General features: G+C 70.1%; 19 protein-coding genes. 13 read left to right on the top strand and 6 right to left on the bottom strand.

Going from position 1 to position 16,109, the window contains the following annotated elements:
• Positions 1-129: 129 nt before the first annotated feature.
• Positions 130-1,536: a GntP family permease gene (locus OG875_RS25700; RefSeq protein WP_330176596.1), complete on the top strand. Its 1,407-nt coding sequence runs from the start codon at positions 130-132 to the stop codon at positions 1,534-1,536.
• A gap of 88 nt (positions 1,537-1,624) precedes the next feature.
• Here OG875_RS25700 and OG875_RS25695 read toward each other — a convergent pair whose 3' ends face one another.
• The 3 genes from OG875_RS25695 to OG875_RS25685 all read right to left on the bottom strand — a co-directional run bounded on the left by OG875_RS25695 (position 1,625) and on the right by OG875_RS25685 (position 4,805).
• Positions 1,625-2,374, bottom strand: a complete 750-nt coding sequence (locus tag OG875_RS25695; RefSeq protein WP_330176595.1) for a cytochrome b/b6 domain-containing protein — start codon at positions 2,372-2,374, stop codon at positions 1,625-1,627.
• On the bottom strand, positions 2,316-2,981 hold the full coding sequence (locus tag OG875_RS25690) for a molybdopterin-dependent oxidoreductase (protein ID WP_330177908.1): 666 nt from the start codon (positions 2,979-2,981) through the stop codon (positions 2,316-2,318). Before OG875_RS25690 ends, OG875_RS25695 begins: the two co-directional genes overlap by 59 nt.
• A 168-nt stretch (positions 2,982-3,149) precedes the next feature.
• Positions 3,150-4,805, bottom strand: coding sequence for an FAD-binding dehydrogenase (locus tag OG875_RS25685; RefSeq protein WP_330176594.1), 1,656 nt, complete (start codon positions 4,803-4,805; stop codon positions 3,150-3,152).
• 104 nt (positions 4,806-4,909) lie between these two features.
• Here OG875_RS25685 and OG875_RS25680 point away from each other — a divergent pair, with 104 nt between their 5' ends.
• From OG875_RS25680 to map, 4 genes are all read left to right on the top strand, one after another.
• On the top strand, positions 4,910-5,446 hold the full coding sequence (locus OG875_RS25680; RefSeq protein ID WP_330176593.1) for an NUDIX hydrolase: 537 nt from the start codon (positions 4,910-4,912) through the stop codon (positions 5,444-5,446).
• Between the two features lie 10 nt (positions 5,447-5,456).
• Entirely contained in the window at positions 5,457-5,849 is a 393-nt protein-coding gene (locus tag OG875_RS25675) for a YidH family protein (protein ID WP_330176592.1), read from the top strand.
• On the top strand, positions 5,849-6,172 hold the full coding sequence (locus OG875_RS25670; protein WP_330176591.1) for a DUF202 domain-containing protein: 324 nt from the start codon (positions 5,849-5,851) through the stop codon (positions 6,170-6,172). Before OG875_RS25675 ends, OG875_RS25670 begins: the two co-directional genes overlap by 1 nt.
• 100 nt (positions 6,173-6,272) lie before the next feature.
• Positions 6,273-7,040 carry a type I methionyl aminopeptidase gene (gene map, locus OG875_RS25665; protein ID WP_330176590.1) on the top strand — a complete coding sequence of 256 codons (768 nt, stop codon included), beginning with the start codon at positions 6,273-6,275 and terminating at the stop codon, positions 7,038-7,040.
• A gap of 40 nt (positions 7,041-7,080) precedes the next feature.
• Here map and OG875_RS25660 read toward each other — a convergent pair whose 3' ends face one another.
• Together OG875_RS25660 and OG875_RS25655 are read right to left on the bottom strand one after the other, a co-directional pair.
• Positions 7,081-8,040: a hypothetical protein gene (locus OG875_RS25660; protein ID WP_330176589.1), complete on the bottom strand. Its 960-nt coding sequence runs from the start codon at positions 8,038-8,040 to the stop codon at positions 7,081-7,083.
• 81 nt (positions 8,041-8,121) lie between these two features.
• Positions 8,122-8,595 (bottom strand): hypothetical protein, encoded by a 474-nt coding sequence (locus tag OG875_RS25655; protein WP_330176588.1) that lies wholly within the window; start codon positions 8,593-8,595, stop codon positions 8,122-8,124.
• A 446-nt stretch (positions 8,596-9,041) separates the two neighbouring features.
• Here OG875_RS25655 and OG875_RS25650 point away from each other — a divergent pair, with 446 nt between their 5' ends.
• The 8 genes from OG875_RS25650 to OG875_RS25615 all read left to right on the top strand — a co-directional run bounded on the left by OG875_RS25650 (position 9,042) and on the right by OG875_RS25615 (position 15,436).
• A complete protein-coding gene (locus OG875_RS25650; RefSeq protein ID WP_330176587.1) occupies positions 9,042-9,338 on the top strand; it encodes a hypothetical protein in 297 nt (98 codons plus the stop codon).
• A gap of 112 nt (positions 9,339-9,450) precedes the next feature.
• On the top strand, positions 9,451-10,473 hold the full coding sequence (locus tag OG875_RS25645) for a phosphotransferase family protein (protein WP_330176586.1): 1,023 nt from the start codon (positions 9,451-9,453) through the stop codon (positions 10,471-10,473).
• A gap of 8 nt (positions 10,474-10,481) precedes the next feature.
• A complete protein-coding gene (locus OG875_RS25640) occupies positions 10,482-11,696 on the top strand; it encodes an acyl-CoA dehydrogenase family protein (protein ID WP_330176585.1) in 1,215 nt (404 codons plus the stop codon).
• A gap of 96 nt (positions 11,697-11,792) precedes the next feature.
• Positions 11,793-12,824, top strand: a complete 1,032-nt coding sequence (locus OG875_RS25635) for a tetratricopeptide repeat protein (protein ID WP_330176584.1) — start codon at positions 11,793-11,795, stop codon at positions 12,822-12,824.
• 40 nt (positions 12,825-12,864) lie between these two features.
• Positions 12,865-13,548: a hypothetical protein gene (locus OG875_RS25630; protein WP_330176583.1), complete on the top strand. Its 684-nt coding sequence runs from the start codon at positions 12,865-12,867 to the stop codon at positions 13,546-13,548.
• A gap of 14 nt (positions 13,549-13,562) precedes the next feature.
• Positions 13,563-14,033 carry an adenylyltransferase/cytidyltransferase family protein gene (locus OG875_RS25625; protein WP_330176582.1) on the top strand — a complete coding sequence of 157 codons (471 nt, stop codon included), beginning with the start codon at positions 13,563-13,565 and terminating at the stop codon, positions 14,031-14,033.
• A gap of 21 nt (positions 14,034-14,054) precedes the next feature.
• A complete protein-coding gene (locus tag OG875_RS25620) occupies positions 14,055-14,606 on the top strand; it encodes a 2'-5' RNA ligase family protein (RefSeq protein ID WP_330176581.1) in 552 nt (183 codons plus the stop codon).
• Between the two features lie 143 nt (positions 14,607-14,749).
• On the top strand, positions 14,750-15,436 hold the full coding sequence (locus OG875_RS25615) for a class I SAM-dependent methyltransferase (RefSeq protein ID WP_330176580.1): 687 nt from the start codon (positions 14,750-14,752) through the stop codon (positions 15,434-15,436).
• 33 nt (positions 15,437-15,469) lie between these two features.
• On the opposite strand, the gene OG875_RS25610 is transcribed toward OG875_RS25615, so the two are convergent.
• On the bottom strand, positions 15,470-16,063 hold the full coding sequence (locus OG875_RS25610; RefSeq protein WP_330176579.1) for a TetR/AcrR family transcriptional regulator: 594 nt from the start codon (positions 16,061-16,063) through the stop codon (positions 15,470-15,472).
• Between the last annotated feature and the right edge of the window lie 46 nt (positions 16,064-16,109).

The following is a 16,109-nucleotide window of genomic DNA, read 5'->3' as shown; positions in this document are numbered from 1 at the left end:
GCGGAGCCAGTCGGTTGACGTGCGGAGCCTGTCGGCCCGCCAACTGCGCCTCGCGTCGGACTCACTGATGATCCGTCAACACGCGCGGATCGCCCCCTCCCCCTTCCCCTCCCCGAACAAGGAATTCCCGTGACCAGTCTCAGCGTCGAGACGCTGGCAGCGGACGCCGCAGAACCGATCACCACGGCCGGCAACACGCAGCTGGGCATCGCCGTTCTCGCCGGTATCGCCGTCATCGTCGTCCTCATCACCCGGTTCAAACTGCACGCCTTCCTCGCCCTGACCATCGGCACCCTGGCGCTCGGCGCCTTCGCCGGCGCGTCCCTGGGCGACACGATCCTCAGCTTCTCGGCCGGTCTCGGCTCCACGGTCGCGGGCGTCGGTGTCCTGATCGCGCTCGGCGCGATACTCGGCAAGCTGCTCGCGGACTCGGGCGGCGCCGACCAGATAGTCGACACGATCCTCAGCCGGGCGAGCGGCCGTGCCATGCCCTGGGCGATGGTCCTCATCGCCTCGGTGATCGGCCTGCCGCTGTTCTTCGAGGTCGGCATCGTGCTGCTGATACCCGTGGTGCTGCTGGTCGCCAAGCGCGGCAATTACTCCCTGATGCGGATCGGCATCCCGGCGCTGGCCGGGCTCTCCGTCATGCACGGTCTGATTCCGCCGCACCCCGGCCCGCTGGTCGCGATCGACGCCATCGGCGCGGACCTCGGCGTCACCCTCGCGCTGGGTCTGCTGGTCTCCATACCCACGGTGATCATCGCCGGTCCGCTGTTCTCGCGGTACGCCGCCCGCTGGGTGGACGTACAGCCGCCCGAGCGGATGCTCCAGACGCTGGAGAAGCGGCCCTCCGACGAGGCCGAGCGCCGCCCGAACTTCGGCGCCACCGTCGCGACCGTGCTGCTGCCGGTCGTCCTGATGCTGGTCAAGGCCCTGGTCGACATCGTCGTGGACGACCCGGAGAACCAGGTCCAGAAGGTCGCCGATGTCGTCGGCTCCCCGCTGATCGCGCTGCTCGCCGCCGTACTGGTCGGGATGTTCACCCTGGGACGCGCCGCCGGGTTCACCAAGGACCGGCTCGCCTCCACCGTCGAGAAGTCCTTCGCGCCCATCGCCGGTGTGCTGCTGATCGTCGCGGCGGGCGGCGGCTTCAAACAGACCCTGATCGACGCGGGCGTCGGGCAGATGATCCTGGACTTCTCCGAGGACTGGTCGATCCCCGCGCTGCTGCTCGGCTGGCTGATCGCGGTGGCGATCCGGCTGGCGACCGGTTCGGCGACCGTCGCGACGATCTCCGCCGCCGGTCTCGCCGCGCCGCTGGCCGCCGACATGTCGACCTCGCACGCCGCGCTGCTGGTCCTGGCGATCGGCGCCGGTTCGCTCTTCTTCAGCCATGTCAACGACGCGGGATTCTGGCTGGTGAAGGAGTACTTCGGGCTGGACGTCGGCCAGACGATCAAGACCTGGTCGGTGATGGAGACGATCATCTCCGTCGTCGGGCTCGGCTTCGTGATGCTGCTCTCGCTGATCGTCTAGCGCGGTACCCGGATCACCCGGCCGGGTACGGAGATCCCCCCGGCCGGGTACGCGCGGGGCGGCGGCCGAGCGGCCCGGCCGGGCGCCGTCACTCCTCCGCTTCGTCCACTTTCTTCTTCTCTTCTTTCTCTTCCTCCCAATGAGGGTGCTCCCGCTCCGCCCACGGCCGTTCCACCGACCCCGTCCGCATCCCGCGCCGCGCCTCCGGGTCGGCGTACGCCATACCGATGTGCCCGGCGAGCACCAGGCCGACGGCCAGCGACAGCCAGTCGTGGACGAAGGTGGCGCTGGTGCGCCACACCAGCGGCGTCAGCCACGTGAACCACATCAGCAGGCCCGTCGCGAGCATGACCAGTACGGCTCCGGCGATCCAGCCGCCGTACAGCTTCTGCCCCGCGTTGAACTTGCCCGCCGGGCGCGCGCCGGGCCGGGAGTCCCGTCGCCGTGCCGCCCGCAGCCACTCCCGGTCGTACGGCGCGAACCGGTTCAGCCGCCGCAGATCGGCGCGGAACGACGGGGACAGGAGCCCCGCCAGGAACGGCGCGGGCAGCAGCAGCCCCGACCATTGGTGCAGGGTCACCACCAGCGCCCGGCGGCCGACGAGTTCGGCGAGCTGCGGTACGTACAGACAGGCCGCCGTCGCCACGCACAGCAGCGCCAGCCCGGCCGTCGTCCGGTGCACCAGCCGCTCCGCGCGGCTGAACCGCCGCCGCAGCGGGGAACGCGTGGGCGGGCCCGGCGCATCGGACCGGTCCGGCAGGTCGGACGCGTCCGGACGCTCAGACGGTCGGGGTGTCGGTACGGCCGTTGGACCGCCCGACCCAGGCGTCGACGTCATAGCCGCGTTCCTCCCAGTAGCCGGGGCGGACGTCGGAGGTGACCGAGATCCCCGACAGCCACTTCGCCGATTTGTAGAAGTACATGGGTGCCACATAGAGCCGTACCGGGCCGCCGTGCGCGTGCTCGACCGGTTTGTCGCCCATCCGCAGGGCCACGAGTACATCGGGTCGCCGGGCCTGCTCCATGGTGAGGCTCTCGCTGTAGGTGCCGTCGAAGCAGGTGAAGCGGACAGCCCCGGCGCCCGGCCGTACCCCCGCCGCGTCGAGGACCCGCGACAGCCGTACGCCCTCGAACGCCGTGTCCGGCACCCGCCAGCCGGTGACGCACTGCACGTCACGGACCATGCGGGTCTGCGGCAGGCTCCGCAGGTCGTCGAGCGTGTACGTGGTGGGCCGGTCGACCAGTCCGTCCACGGTCAGCCGGTAGTTCCCGGGGCCCTTGCGGGGGACGGAGGTGGCCACCGAGTAGTAGCGGAAGCCGCCCCCGTTGGGCAGCAGTCCGGTCAGGCCCGTCGGGTCGCGGTCGGAGGCCGCGCCGAGGAAGGCTTCGAGCCCCCGCTGGAGATACGGCGCGGTGACGAGTCCGGCGGCGCCGAGACCCAGCATGGAGAGCACCAGGCGCCGCCCGACGGGCGGGCCCTCCGGTCCGGTCTCTGGAGTGGTCACCCGTCGATTCGAACACCACGGGGGTCCAGAAGCCAGGCCCGGCGGCGCCCGTCATGGTTTCGTCAGATGTCTCACAGCCACCCGGTCCGGCCCCGGACCCCCGGACCCTCAGGCGACCGCCTCCGCCGCCGCCCGCCCCGCCGCGCGCCCGGAGAACACGCAGCCGCCGAGGAACGTCCCCTCCAGCGACCGGTACCCGTGCATGCCGCCCCCGCCGAACCCGGCCGCCTCCCCCGCCGCGTACACCCCGGGCAGCGGCGTGCCGTCCGCCCGCAGCACCCGCGACGACAGGTCCGTCTCCAGCCCGCCGAGCGACTTGCGGGTCAGGACCCGCAGCCGTACGGCGATCAGCGGCCCGGCCCCGGGGTCGAGGACGCGGTGCGGCGCCACCGTACGGATCAGCTTGTCGCCCAGATAGGCGCGCGCCCCGCGTACGGCCGTGATCTGGAGGTCCTTGGTGAACGGGTTGGCGACCTCCCGGTCGCGGGCGACGATCTCCCGGCGCAGCTCCGCCTCGTCGATCAGCGGCTCCCCGGTGAGCGCGTTCATGCCGCGTACGAGCGAGGCCAGGTCCTTCTCCACGACGAAGTCGGCGCCGTTGTCCATGAACGCCTGAACCGGTCCGGGCACGTCGGCGCGCGCCCGGTCGATCACGCCCCGGACGGACTTCCCCGTGAGGTCCGGGTTCTGCTCGGATCCCGAGAGCGCGAACTCCTTGCCGATGATGCGCCGGTTGAGCACGAACCAGGTGTGGTCGTGGCCCGAGTGCGTGATGTGCTCCAGCGTGCCGAGGGTGTCGAAGCCGGGGAACAGCGGCACCGGCAGCCGCCTGCCGCGCGCGTCGAACCACAGCGACGAGGGCCCCGGCAGGATGCGGATACCGTGCCGGGCCCAGATCGGGTCCCAGTTCTGGATGCCCTCCGTGTAGTGCCACATCCGGTCCCGGTTGATGTGGTGGGCGCCGGCCTCCTCCGTGATGCCGAGCATCAGCCCGTCGACATGGGCGGGCACGCCGGAGAGCATCGTCGCGGGCGGGGTGCCGAGGCGGGCGGGCCACTGGGCGCGTACGAGGTCGTGGTTGCCGCCGATGCCGCCGGAGGTCACGATCACGGCCTGTGCGCGGAGCGTGAAGGAACCGGCCGTGGCCCGGCTGCTGGCCGTGCCGCGTGCGGCGTCGCTCGGCTCCAGCACCTCGCCGGTCACGGTGTCGACGGCGCCCGCCGTCGTGCCGAGCGCGGTGACGCGGTGCCGGAAGCGGAAGGTCACCAGGCCCTTGGCGACGCCCTCGCGCACCGCCCGCTCGAACGGCTCGACCACTCCGGGGCCGGTCCCCCAGGTGATGTGGAAGCGCGGCACCGAGTTGCCGTGCCCGCTCGCGCCGTAGCCGCCGCGCTCGGCCCAGCCGACGACGGGGAAGAACCGCACCCCGCGCTCGCGCAGCCAGGACCGTTTCTCCCCGGCGGCGAAGTCCACGTACGCCTCTGCCCACTTGCGGGGCCAGTGGTCCTCGTCGCGGTCGAAACCGGCCGTGCCGAGCCAGTCCTGGAGCGCGAGGTCACGGCTGTCCTTGACCCGCAGCCGCCGCTGCTCGGGCGAGTCCACGAGGAACATCCCGCCGAAGGACCAGTGGGCCTGCCCGCCGAGCGACTGTTCGGGTTCCTGGTCGAGGAGGATCACCGAGCGCCCGGCACCGACCAGTTCGGCGGTGGCGACGAGCCCGGCCAGTCCCGCGCCGATCACGATCGCGTCAGCGTCGTACGCCATGGGGTTCCCACCTTCTCGGGGCGACTGAGGTGGTCCGATCTTCCGTACGGGCCGGTAACGAGTCAACCGTTCGACGGGGCGGGTGCCGTGCCAGGCTGTACGGCATGAGCGCCGCTGACGAAATCATCGACATCGTCGACGCGGAGGACCGCGTCGTCCGGCAGGCCACCCGGGGAGAGGCGTACGCGGAGGGGCTGCGGCACCGCTGTGCGTTCGTGCTGGTCCGCGACGCCGAGGACCGGATCTTCGTCCATCGCAGGACCGCGACCAAGGCCGTCTTCCCGTCCCGTCACGACATGTTCGTGGGCGGTGTGGTCGGCGCGGGCGAGAGCTACGACGACGCGGCGCTGCGGGAGGCCGAGGAGGAGCTGGGGGTGTCGGGGCTGCCGCGCCCCGTACGGCTGTTCTCGTTCCTGTACGAGTCCGGGTCCGAGGCTGTCGGGCAGGGCTGGTGGTCGTGGGTGTACGAGGTGCGCTGCGTGCTGCCGGTCTCGCCGCAGGCGGAGGAGATCGACTGGCACGCCTTCCTCACGGAGGCGGAGCTGGACCGGTGGCTGGCGGAGTCCGCCGACGGCGGCGGGCGGCGGTGGACTCCGGACGGCGTGGACGCGTACGCGCGGCTGAAAGCGGCCCGCGCGTAGGGTGCGGCGGGTGATCGACTTTGTACGGAGCCTGCGTCTGTGGTTCGTGCCCGGACGGATCAGGGACGAGGGTACGACCCCCGACTACCGCTTCTCGCTCGCCAACGAGCGCACCTTCCTCGCCTGGATCCGGACGGCGCTCGCCCTGGTGGGCGGCGGGTTCGCGGTCGACCAGTTCCTGCCGGACCTGCGCTGGGGTGTCCGGGTGGGGCTGGCGGTGGCGCTCTTCGCGATCGGCGCGCTGAGCGCGCTGCGGGCGGTCGGTCAGTGGGTGCGCACCGAGCGGGCGATGCGGCGGGGCGAGGATCTGCCGGTGACGTCGTTCCCGGCGCTGCTGAGCCTGTCGGTGGCGGCTGTCGCCGTGGTCATGCTGGTCGCGGTGGCCCTCGGCCGGACCGGCTGATGGCGCCGCGGCCCTCGGACGAGGACGCGCGGGACCCGGGTCTCCAGCCGGAGCGGACCCGGCTGGCCTGGCGGCGTACGACGCTGACGTACACGGTCGTGGCGGTGCTGGCGGGTCGGCAGGTCGTACGGGGCGGGGTGACGGCCACGGGGGTGGTCGCCGCCGTGCTGAGCGGCCTGGTCTGGCTGGCGTTCCTGTGGGTGGCCCATCGCCGGATCGGGGCGCTCGGCGCGTCCCGGCCGGGTCCGCTGGGGGTGCGGGCGGGGGCCGCGGCGGCGCTGTGCGTGCTCGGTCTGGTGGCGTTCGGCCTGACGGTGCTCTGACGCCTCCCGGGCATCTTCTCGAAGGAAGCCGACCCTCATGCCTGTGATACTAATACCGGTATAAGTATTTGACAGCGCGCATCGCAGGGAGTCACGGCACATGGTGGAGATCAAGACCGACGCGTCACTGGAGATGATGCGGGAGGCCGGGCGCGTGGTGGCCGAGGCACTCGGGGCGGCCCGCGCGGCGGCGGCCGTGGGGGTCGGCCTGCGCGAGCTGGACGCGGCCGCCCGCGCCGTCCTGGACAAGGCCGGGGCGCGCTCCCCGTTCCTGGGCTACCAGCCGTCCTTCGCCCCGTCCCCCTTCCCGGCCGTGATCTGCGCCTCCGTCAACGACGCCCTCGTGCACGGCATCCCGGACGACTACCGCCTGTGCGACGGCGACCTGGTCAGCGTCGACTGCGGGGCCGAACTCGACGGCTGGACCGGTGACGCGGCGATCAGCTTCGTCGTCGGCACCCCGCGTCCCGCCGACCTGGAACTCATCGCCGCGACGCAGCGGGCGCTGGACGCCGGCATCGCCGCCGCGACCGTCGGCCACCGCCTCGGGGACATCTCGCACGCCATCAGCACCGTCGCCCGCGATGCCCGCTGCGGAATGCCGACGGACTTCGGCGGCCACGGCATCGGCCGCCGGATGCACGAGGACCCCCATGTCGCCAACTGGGGCCGCCCCGGCCGTGGTTTCGCCCTGCGGCACGGTCTCACCCTCGCCGTCGAACCCATGCTGATGGCGGGAGGCCGCAACGAGTACCGCACCGACGCCGACGGCTGGACCCTCCGCACGATCGACGGCAGCCGCGCGGCCCACATCGAACACACCATCGCCATCACGGAGGACGGCCCCCGCATCCTGACCCTGCCCTGACACCGGCCGCGCCGGGGGCCGGTCAGGTGCGGCCGTCCGCCTACCGATTGCCCGTCCTGTAGCGCGCCCGGGTGCCCGCGCGGGGGCGGGCGCCGGAGCCGGTGCGGGAGGTCGCTCGCGTACGCAGCGCCCTGGCGATCCGGCGCGGTTCACGTCCCGCGAAGCCCGGCTCATGGGCCATCAGCCGGATCAACTCCTCACGTACGTCGGTCCGACGGCCCAGGTCGGTGAAGTACCGTGCCTCCGCGAGCGCGCGCGCCACCCGGGAGTGGCGGGGCACGAGCGTCGTCGGCTCGTCGAACCAGTTCCCGTGCGGGAAGCTCGTGTTGACCTTCGGCTGCTGGTCCGCGAGGTACCGCCACACGCGACTGTCCAGTGACACGTCGGTGACCTGACCGGCGGGCAGCGTCCGTACCCAGGCGTTGTCCGGGTCCTGCTGCCAGCGCCAGGTGTTCGGGCCGGAGGCGCAGCGCCAAGTGAGCGCGGTGTACCGGAGCTTGCGCCGGATGACGGACCACGGCTCGCGGCTCTCCTCGATCCAGTCGGCGAGACGGCGGTGCAGGATGCCGTAACTCCGGCCTTCCGAGACGACGTCGACCAGCGCGAAGGGCCGGCTCCGGCGGGCCAGCGCGTACGGCTCCAGGCCCACCGAGGCGAGATGTTCACGGAAGCGCCGGGCGTGGGCCGGACCCCAGTCGGTGTCGTCCGCACACGAGAGCGGGAGCCGCAACAGCCGCCCGTCCCAGGGGGAATGCTCCAGCGCGCCGGACAGCAGGTCGTACATCGAGTCCAGCGAACGGCCGAGAAAGCAGAGATCGGCGCCGTCGGAGCGGGCAAGGACCCTGGCGGTGGCCCCGATCAGCTCGGAGACGACCAACTCCTCGGCCGGCCCCTGCTGCCGGGGGGCGGCGAACGCGCCGAGCCGGTCCGGCCGGGCGCCGCCGAACGCGGACAGCGACCAGCGGTACGGCCGGGACGGCGACACGGCGACGGAGTTCATACCGCCCAGTGCAGCACCGCGCGGGCCGCGCGGTCATCCGGTTTTCGCCCGGTGAACGTCCGCCGATCCGGGCCCGGTCGACTACCAGCCGAACTCGGCCGGTCCGACGACTCGCGCGCCGACCCGCGCCGCCAGCCACGCGGCCCGGTCGTCATGACCGGGCCGTGCGTGAACGAAGACGGTGTGCTCGGCCGTCCACTCTTCACAGTGGATGTCGTGGCTGTGACAGGCGACTTCCAACTCGGCGTACTTGTATTCCGGGTCCAGTCCGAGCTCAGGAACGGCCGGCCACGTCATGTCGTGCCACAGGACGTAGCACCTCGTGATGTCCGCCCATGCCCGCAAGGCGCTCGCCGCCTCTTCGAAGGCCGGCACACCCAGTCGCACCTGCGCGGGGAAGTCGCCGGGCCCCTTGCCGTACCACGTGACCCTCGATGCGGGACGAGCCTCCGTCAGACGTCGCAGCACATCGTCGTCGCGCGCCCAGGCATCCACGTAGCATCCGCCTGCCTGGTACGAGAGCGCGACCGAGAGCAATTCCTGCGCGAGCGTCAACGCCTCACCCAGGTCCGTGGTCCGCGACACGGGCCACGCACATGTGTTCCCCATGACGGCATCCTGCCCGAGTGATCCTTCTGCCTGCCACGGCATTTGTCCGGGCCGAGGCCCGAGCCCGAGGCGGCCGTCGATCCACCGGTCGGCGCCCGCCGACACACAGGCAGGGCACCCGTGCGGCTGACGGACGCCGGGGAGCGCGTCTGAGCCCGTCCCGGTGAAGCACCGGCGGATCACCCGCCCCCGCAGGGCCGATACGGAGAGTCACCCGACTGCATCCGTGCGCTTCGCTCGTCCTCCCGGCATCCCGGCGTACGGGCCCGGGTACGCCCGCGGGGCCAGCGCGGTCCGGCCGGAACGGAACTGCGGGGTGTCGATTCCGACCCGGTGGTAACCTCCCGTCCGAACGGGAGGAATAACAGCAAATCAACTCAAAGGCGGCCATCATGACGACCTCTCACCAGGAACACCCCACCCACTCCCACACCCACGGACCGACCTGCGGCCATACCGAGGTGCGGCACGGGGATCACACCGACTACGCCCACGGCGGGCATCTGCACCGCAGGCACGACGGGCACTGGGACGAGTGCGAGCCGGCCGCCCATGTCGTCCACGAGAACCACCCGCACCGGCACGGTGACGGCTGCGGACACCCGGCCGTGGCGCACGGGGACCACCAGGACTACGTGCACGACGGCCACCGGCACGCCGCCCACGAGGACCACTGGGACGACCACTGACCAACTGGCCGCGTGCGGTTTCCGGTCACCCACTGGACGGCATACCGACTGGTCGGCATCATGAACAGCTGAGGCAGTTCCGCGCCCGCCGCCGTCCATGGAGGTACGACCGATGAGCCCCAGTCCCCCACCAGGACTCGACCCGGAGCGGCTGCGCGGCCACCTCGACCGCGAGCGCCCCGGTCTGGTGGGCGGACCGCTGACCGCGCGGCTGATCGAGGGCGGCCGGTCGAACCTGACGTATCTCGTCGGCGACGGCTCCCACGACTGGGTGGTCCGCCGGCCACCGCTCGGTCATGTCCTCGCCACCGCGCACGACATGAAACGCGAGTTCCGGGTGATCAGCGCCCTGCACCCGACGGCCGTGCCGGTGCCCGCGCCGCTGCTGCTGTGCGAGGACCCCGAGGTGCTGGGGGCGCCGTTCTACCTGATGGAGTACGTGACGGGGACCCCGTACCGTACGGCCGGACAGCTCGCCCCGCTCGGCCCCGCACGCACCCACGCCGCCGTCCTCGGACTGGTCGACACCCTGGTCGCCCTGCACGCGGTCGACCCCGGGACCGTCGGGCTCGGCGACTTCGGCCGGCCCGAGGGGTTCCTCGACCGCCAACTGCGCCGCTGGGCCAAGCAGTTGGACGCCTCACGGAACCGGGACCTCCCCGGGGTGGACGAGTTGCACGCGGCGCTCGGCCGTTCCCTGCCCGTCTCCCCCGCGCCCACCGTCGTGCACGGCGACTACCGGCTCGACAACGTCCTGATCGGCGACGACGACCGCATCAGGGCCGTACTGGACTGGGAGATGTCCACGCTGGGCGATCCGCTGACCGACCTCGGTCTGCTGGTGATGTACAGCGCGCCGCTGGACATCCCCGGCTCCCCGATCAGTACGACCGCCGGGGCTCCCGGCCACCCGGGCCCGGCCGAACTGATCGAGCGGTACGCCGCCGGGTCGGGCCGCGACACCTCGGCGATCGCCTGGTACACGGCCTTCGCCTGGTTCAAGCTCGCGGTGATCCTCGAAGGCATTCACTACCGCTACACGCTGGGCCAGACGGTCGGCGGCGGATTCGAGCGCATCGGCGATCTCGTCCCGGTCTTCATCGAGCACGGCCTCACCACCCTCCAGGAAGGCTGACCCGGTCCATGGACTTCGCATTCGACGCCCGCACCGAGGAACTCCGCACCGAACTGCTGGACTTCATGGACAAGCACGTCCGCCCCGCCGAGGCGGTCGCCCACGAGCAGCGGGCCCGGCTCGCCGATCCGTGGGACACCCCGGCGGTGGTCGAGGAGTTGAAGGCCGAGGCGCGCCGTCGGGGGCTGTGGAACCTGTTCCTCCCCGACGCCGAACACGGCGCCGGGCTCACCAATCTCCAGTACGCGCCGCTCGCCGAAATCACCGGCCGCAGCCCGCAGTTGGCCCCCACCGCGCTCAACTGCGCGGCGCCGGACACCGGGAACATGGAGGTGCTCGCCCAGTTCGGCAGCGCGGAGCAGAAGAAGCGCTGGCTGGAGCCGCTGCTCGCGGGCGAGATCCGTTCGGCGTTCGCGATGACCGAGCCGGAGGTCGCCTCGTCCGACGCGACGAACATCCGCACCCGGATCGAGCGCGACGGCGACAACTACGTGATCAACGGCCGCAAGTGGTACATCTCCGGGGCGATGAACCCGGGCTGCCGGATCTTCATCGTCATGGGCAAGACCGACCCGGACGGCGCCGACCCCCGCCGCCAGCAGTCCATGATCCTGGTCCCGCGCGACACCCCCGGCCTCACCGTCGAGCGCGCGATGAGCGTGTACGGCTACGAGGACCACTCCCACGGCGGCCACGCGGAGGTGACGTTCGACGACGTCCGCGTCCCGGCGGCACATCTGATCGGCGAGGAGGGCGGCGGCTTCGCCATCGCCCAGGCCCGGCTCGGCCCCGGCCGTATCCACCACTGCATGCGGCTGATCGGCATGGCCGAGCGCGCGATCGAGCTGATGTGCCGGCGGGCGGTGTCCCGTACGGCCTTCGGAAAGCCGATCGCCCAGCAGGGCGTCGTCCAGAACTGGATCGCGGACGCACGGGTGACCGTGGAGCAGCTGCGGCTGCTGGTCCTCAAGACGGCCTGGCTGATGGACACGGTCGGCAACCGGGGCGCCCACACGGAGATCCAGGCCATCAAGATCGCCACGCCCCGCGCGGTGGTCGACATCATCGACAGCGCGGTACAGCTGCACGGCGCGGGCGGCGTGAGCCAGGACTACCCCCTGGCGGAGCTGTGGGCGGCGGCCCGCACCCTGCGCCTGGCGGACGGCCCCGACGAGGTGCACCAACGGTCGCTGGCGCGGCGGGAGTTGAAGAAGCACGTGTAGTTCATCGCTGGCCAACCCTCCGCTCGGCTTGACATACTCGCCGCACGGGGGCCGACGCCACAGGTCGGCGGTGGATCTACACAGGGGGATCTTCCGGTGTTTTTCTCTGTCGCTGCCCCGCCCGAGGCACCGGCCCTTGAGGAGCTCGCCAATCTCGCGCTCCAGATGAGCCTGGGCATCGTCACCGTCGTCACGCTGATCATCGGTGTGGTCGCCTTCTTCGGTGTCCGGGAGGTCAAGGACCTCCGGAGACTGAGCGGCCGGATCAGACAAGACTTGGAAGAGTCCGAGAAAACCCGCATGGCGCTGGAGCGCCGACTGGTGAGTTTCGAGTCGGATTTCGAGTCGGTGGTGCTTGCAGCACATCTGTTTCACGAGGGTGAGAACGCCTACCGAACCGCCGACTACGACCAGTCGATCTCCTACCACGAGCAGGCTCTCACTCTCCAGCCCGAGAACAGTAAGATCCACGTTCGGCTCGCGCGGGCCCTGATCAATAAGGGGCTGAACAGCCGCGCGGAAAGAAGTCTGCGCATCGCCCTGAGAAAGGACGAGGAGAACGCGGACGCCTGGCGGGCCCTTGCCACCGTGAAACGGTATGTGGACGTGGATGAAGCCGTCCGCCTCATGGAAAAGGCACTGGAGTACGACGGATCCTCGGTGGACAATTGGAACTATCTCGGGCTGCTACTGCGGGACGCCGGACAGTTCGAAGAGTCCCTCAATTCGCATGAACAGGCGTCTCGACTGTCACCGAGAAACGGCATCACTTGTTTCTACAGAGCCCTGATCATGCTCCGGCTCGGGCGAGTCGATTCGGCGAACCACGAGTTCTACCAGGCTCACCTCCATTCGGAGGAGTCGCAGCGAGCGAACGGCATCAAGCCCATCTGGGCCATGACCATCCAGTGGTCGTATCTTTACAGCCTCGACGACCGGGTGCGCGAAGAGGAAGCCATACGGCTCGCCGGCACGCTGGCCGATCTCTGCCAGGAACGCCGGAACAGTCTGGTGGTCATCGGCCATATGCTCTTCTACCTCCGGAGCCGGTCCATTGACTATCGCTCCGATGCCTCGATACAGAAATTCCCCCCTGCGGACGTGACCCAGGTTGCCCACGCCCGCTGACCCGCGAAGAGAGCAGTCACTTGAGGGCGGAGAGTTGCCGATGAAACTCGCGAGAAGTATCAGTATCGAATTCGCAGGAATGCCCAAGAGCGGCAAGACAACCGTCATGGATGTGATCTCGCACTATCTGCGCAGAGAGGGCCTGCCCGTGGCCGAGTTCCACGGCGGCGGGAGGTACGCCCCTCTCGGGAAGAGCGATCTGGGTCGCCTCAACCTCTATCTGGCCTGTGACGCAGTCAGGTACTGCCTGTCCACCCATGCGGAGGGCTCCGCGCCGCGTATTCACCTGCTGGACCGTGGGCTGGTCGACAGGATGCTGTTCACCCGTGCGCTTCTGTCAATGGGCAAGGTTTCCCCGGCGCACGCCGAGAGCATCGGACGGCTTGTCGAAATACCAGATCTCCGGGACGAGATCGACCTCTGCTTCGTGTTCACCACCAGCCCTCGGGCGAGCCTGGCCAGGGAAGCCGTCAACAAATTGACGAGCCATCAGGGCAGGGTGATGAATGACCATTTCCTGGTCGGTCTGCGGAACACGGCCCTGCGCTTCGTAAGCGACCACGAGCGCACGGTCTGCGCCCAGAGGCTGGTCGCCGTGGACACGGAGGCGAGTGACGGACGGGTCGCGGAGACAGCGTTACAGGTGTTCACACAGATCTCGGCGGTGCTCCTGGAGCAGGGCGTCCGCCTTCCCCCGCCCGGCAATGACCAGAGCGGGTCGTGAGGCCGGACGCGGCCGTGGTGGAGCCGGCCGATCTCGCGTCGCCGGCGCTACGCGCCACGGTGGGGCGCCTGGTATTGGCAAAGGGGGTGTTCGACTTGACTCACTACGGCCATGTCCAGTCTTTGAGAGCGGCGAGAGAACTCGGCGACTCACTGGTGGTCGCGCTGGCGAGTGACCAGTCGGTCGCCCGCAGGAAGGGCCCCGGACGTCCCGTACTGAACCTCACCGAGCGAGTCGGAATCATCGCCGGTCTCCGCGTGGTCGACTACGTGACCGTCTATGACGAGGTGTCACCCTTCCGCCTGGTGGCGACGATCCGTCCGGATCGCTTCTGCGCCACGCACTTCGCTTCACTCACCACCCCGGAACAGGATGAACTTCGGCGCCTCGGCGTGGAACTCACTCTGCTGCCGAGGCCCCGCCAGCGGTCGACCAGCGACATCATCGCCGACATACTCCAGGGATACACCGGAGAGCGGACATAGGAGAGGTTGCAGAAGGTGAAAGTGGGTGTCAACTTCCCCGTCACAGCGCACGCCTTGGAGGCGTGTTCCCGGTTCAACGCCCAACTCTTCTCCCTGACAGGCAGCATGGTGGCCTTCGGTCCGGGCGGCAATTCCTCGCCGCACGTGACGATCGCCATGGGGACCCTTCGGAGTGGCGGAAACCTCCGGGAATTGGAGGACGCCGTTGCCGGGGCGTTGTCGTCGTTCCCCGATGACGACAGTCCACCGGTCATGGCCTTCGGTCCTGTCTACCGAGAGAGTCTGACGGGCCATTACATCTTTGCCGATGTGCGGTTCTCCGAGCGCGTCCAGAAGTGGCGCAAGGAGACACAGAGCGCCCTGGCCCCCTTGTTCGTCGAGCCCGCACGTACCACCGATGTCCCGCACCTGACACTGGGGCACGTTTCCGTCGACATCGATCGGGTCGACGCCTTCATCAACACCAGCCGTCCTCCCATCCCGGCGTGCGGCATCGCCTCCGTCGACATCTCTGTGAGCGGCTCGAAGGGCGTCAAACAGTCCGTTCTGAGGAGTTTTGACCTAGCCTTCTGATACTCGCCGATGTTCCGAGCGGCTTACGCGGGAACGACGCCACTCCTGAGCCGTGGGCGCGGGTGGTCGCGGCCGAGCGACACCGGGAGGTGCCTGTGAACGGGACCGGGGATTCGCCGACGAGTAGTGGAACGGCCCATGAAGTGAGCCGCTCCGGCAGCTTCCTGGTGCTGGAGAGGATTTCAGGATCCGCGCCTCGCACCCTGCGCTTCGAGGGGAGCCGGTGGTTCCGGTTCATGGACCGGGTCTATTCGCCCCGACCGGTGCATCAGCTGCCCCCCGAACAGGTGCGCGAGCTCTGCGAGCTCAGGCTGGCGCGTTCCGACCTGCTCATCGACGATCGGCTGTACGAGAAGGTTGTCCGGGAACTGACCGCGACGGCCGCCGCCCACATCGGGTCGCCGGGGACAATCCTCGACTTCGGAACCGGCGACGGGCGGGCGATCCCCTTCTACCGCGCCGCCTTCGCGGACAGCCGCATCCACGGATGCGACATGAGCGCGGCCTCCTTGAGGCGGCGTGACGCTCGCGCGCAGGTTGTGCAGATATCCGGCGACGGACCACTGCCGTTCCGGGGCGGGACCATCGATCTCGTCCTTGCCGCCTTCGTCTTCCACTTCTCCCTCCCCGTGCCACTGCTCGCGGAGATACCGAGGGTTCTGCGTGCGGACGGTGCCCTGGTCGCCAGCGTCTACGGTCCGTTGGTTCCTTCGCTCGCATCGCTGCTGCGCGCCGGAGGGTTGGAGCTTGTGCGCCTGCGGCAAGTCGGAGCCGTACCAGGGCACTTCGTGTTCACAGCGACCCCGGCGGGGGACGGCCGCCCCGAGTGAGGGAGCCGCGACTTCCCGGATTGCGCAGTCGCTTCAGGGGCGCAGCGCGCGCAGCAGGAGGTCCGCGAGGTGGTCGGCGACCTGTTGGGGGGTGAGGGGGCCGTCCGGGCGGTACCAGGTGGAGAGGTGGTGGACCGATCCGAAGTGGTAGTCCACCACCAGGTCCGACGGTGTGGCGTCGGTGAACACGCCGCCGCGCTGGCCCTCTTCGACCAGCGCGCGGAACCGTTCGTGATAGCGCCGCCGCTCGGCGCGTACCTGTTTGTTCTTCGCCGGGCTCAGGTGGTGCATCGAGCGGAAGAAGATCGCCGCGTCGTCCAGGTTCTCGATGGTGGTGACGACGACGTCCGCCGCCGCCGCGCGCAGCCGGTGTTCCACGGGCTCGTCGGCGTCGGCGAAGGCGTCCAGTCGCTCCTGCTGGAGGCGCAGCACGCGCGCGTACACCTCCTGGAGGAGGTCCTCCTTGGAGCCGAAGTAGTGGTAGAGCGCGCCCTTGGTGACGCCGGCCGCCTCCACGATCTCCTGGACGGAGGTGCTGCCGTAGCCCTGTTCGGCGAAGAGCCGGGTGGCGGCGGCGAGCAGCCGCTGGGGTACGGGGGTGCCGTTGGTGTCCGTCGATCTGGGCACTGTCGCCGCCTGCCTCTCTCAGTTCCGCGCGGGAACCGCCACCGTG

Origin of the sequence: Streptomyces sp. NBC_01498 (assembly GCF_036327775.1) — a bacterium.
GTDB lineage: Bacteria > Actinomycetota > Actinomycetes > Streptomycetales > Streptomycetaceae > Streptomyces.
The sequence above is the reverse complement of the archived record's forward strand: the minus strand, read 5'-3'. Positions and strand labels throughout refer to the sequence as shown.

Excerpts from the sequence above, each read along its gene's own strand:
- OG875_RS25695 (WP_330176595.1), bottom strand. The coding sequence starts at position 2,374 with ATGACGTCGACGCCTGGGTCGGGCGGTCCAACGGCCGTACCGACACCC.
- OG875_RS25690 (WP_330177908.1), bottom strand. The coding sequence starts at position 2,981 with ATGCTGGGTCTCGGCGCCGCCGGACTCGTCACCGCGCCGTATCTCCAG.
- OG875_RS25685 (WP_330176594.1), bottom strand. The coding sequence starts at position 4,805 with ATGGCGTACGACGCTGACGCGATCGTGATCGGCGCGGGACTGGCCGGG.
- OG875_RS25680 (WP_330176593.1), top strand. The coding sequence starts at position 4,910 with ATGAGCGCCGCTGACGAAATCATCGACATCGTCGACGCGGAGGACCGC.
- OG875_RS25670 (WP_330176591.1), top strand. The coding sequence starts at position 5,849 with ATGGCGCCGCGGCCCTCGGACGAGGACGCGCGGGACCCGGGTCTCCAG.
- map (WP_330176590.1), top strand. The coding sequence starts at position 6,273 with ATGGTGGAGATCAAGACCGACGCGTCACTGGAGATGATGCGGGAGGCC.
- OG875_RS25660 (WP_330176589.1), bottom strand. The coding sequence starts at position 8,040 with ATGAACTCCGTCGCCGTGTCGCCGTCCCGGCCGTACCGCTGGTCGCTG.
- OG875_RS25650 (WP_330176587.1), top strand. The coding sequence starts at position 9,042 with ATGACGACCTCTCACCAGGAACACCCCACCCACTCCCACACCCACGGA.
- OG875_RS25645 (WP_330176586.1), top strand. The coding sequence starts at position 9,451 with ATGAGCCCCAGTCCCCCACCAGGACTCGACCCGGAGCGGCTGCGCGGC.
- OG875_RS25640 (WP_330176585.1), top strand. The coding sequence starts at position 10,482 with ATGGACTTCGCATTCGACGCCCGCACCGAGGAACTCCGCACCGAACTG.
- OG875_RS25630 (WP_330176583.1), top strand. The coding sequence starts at position 12,865 with ATGAAACTCGCGAGAAGTATCAGTATCGAATTCGCAGGAATGCCCAAG.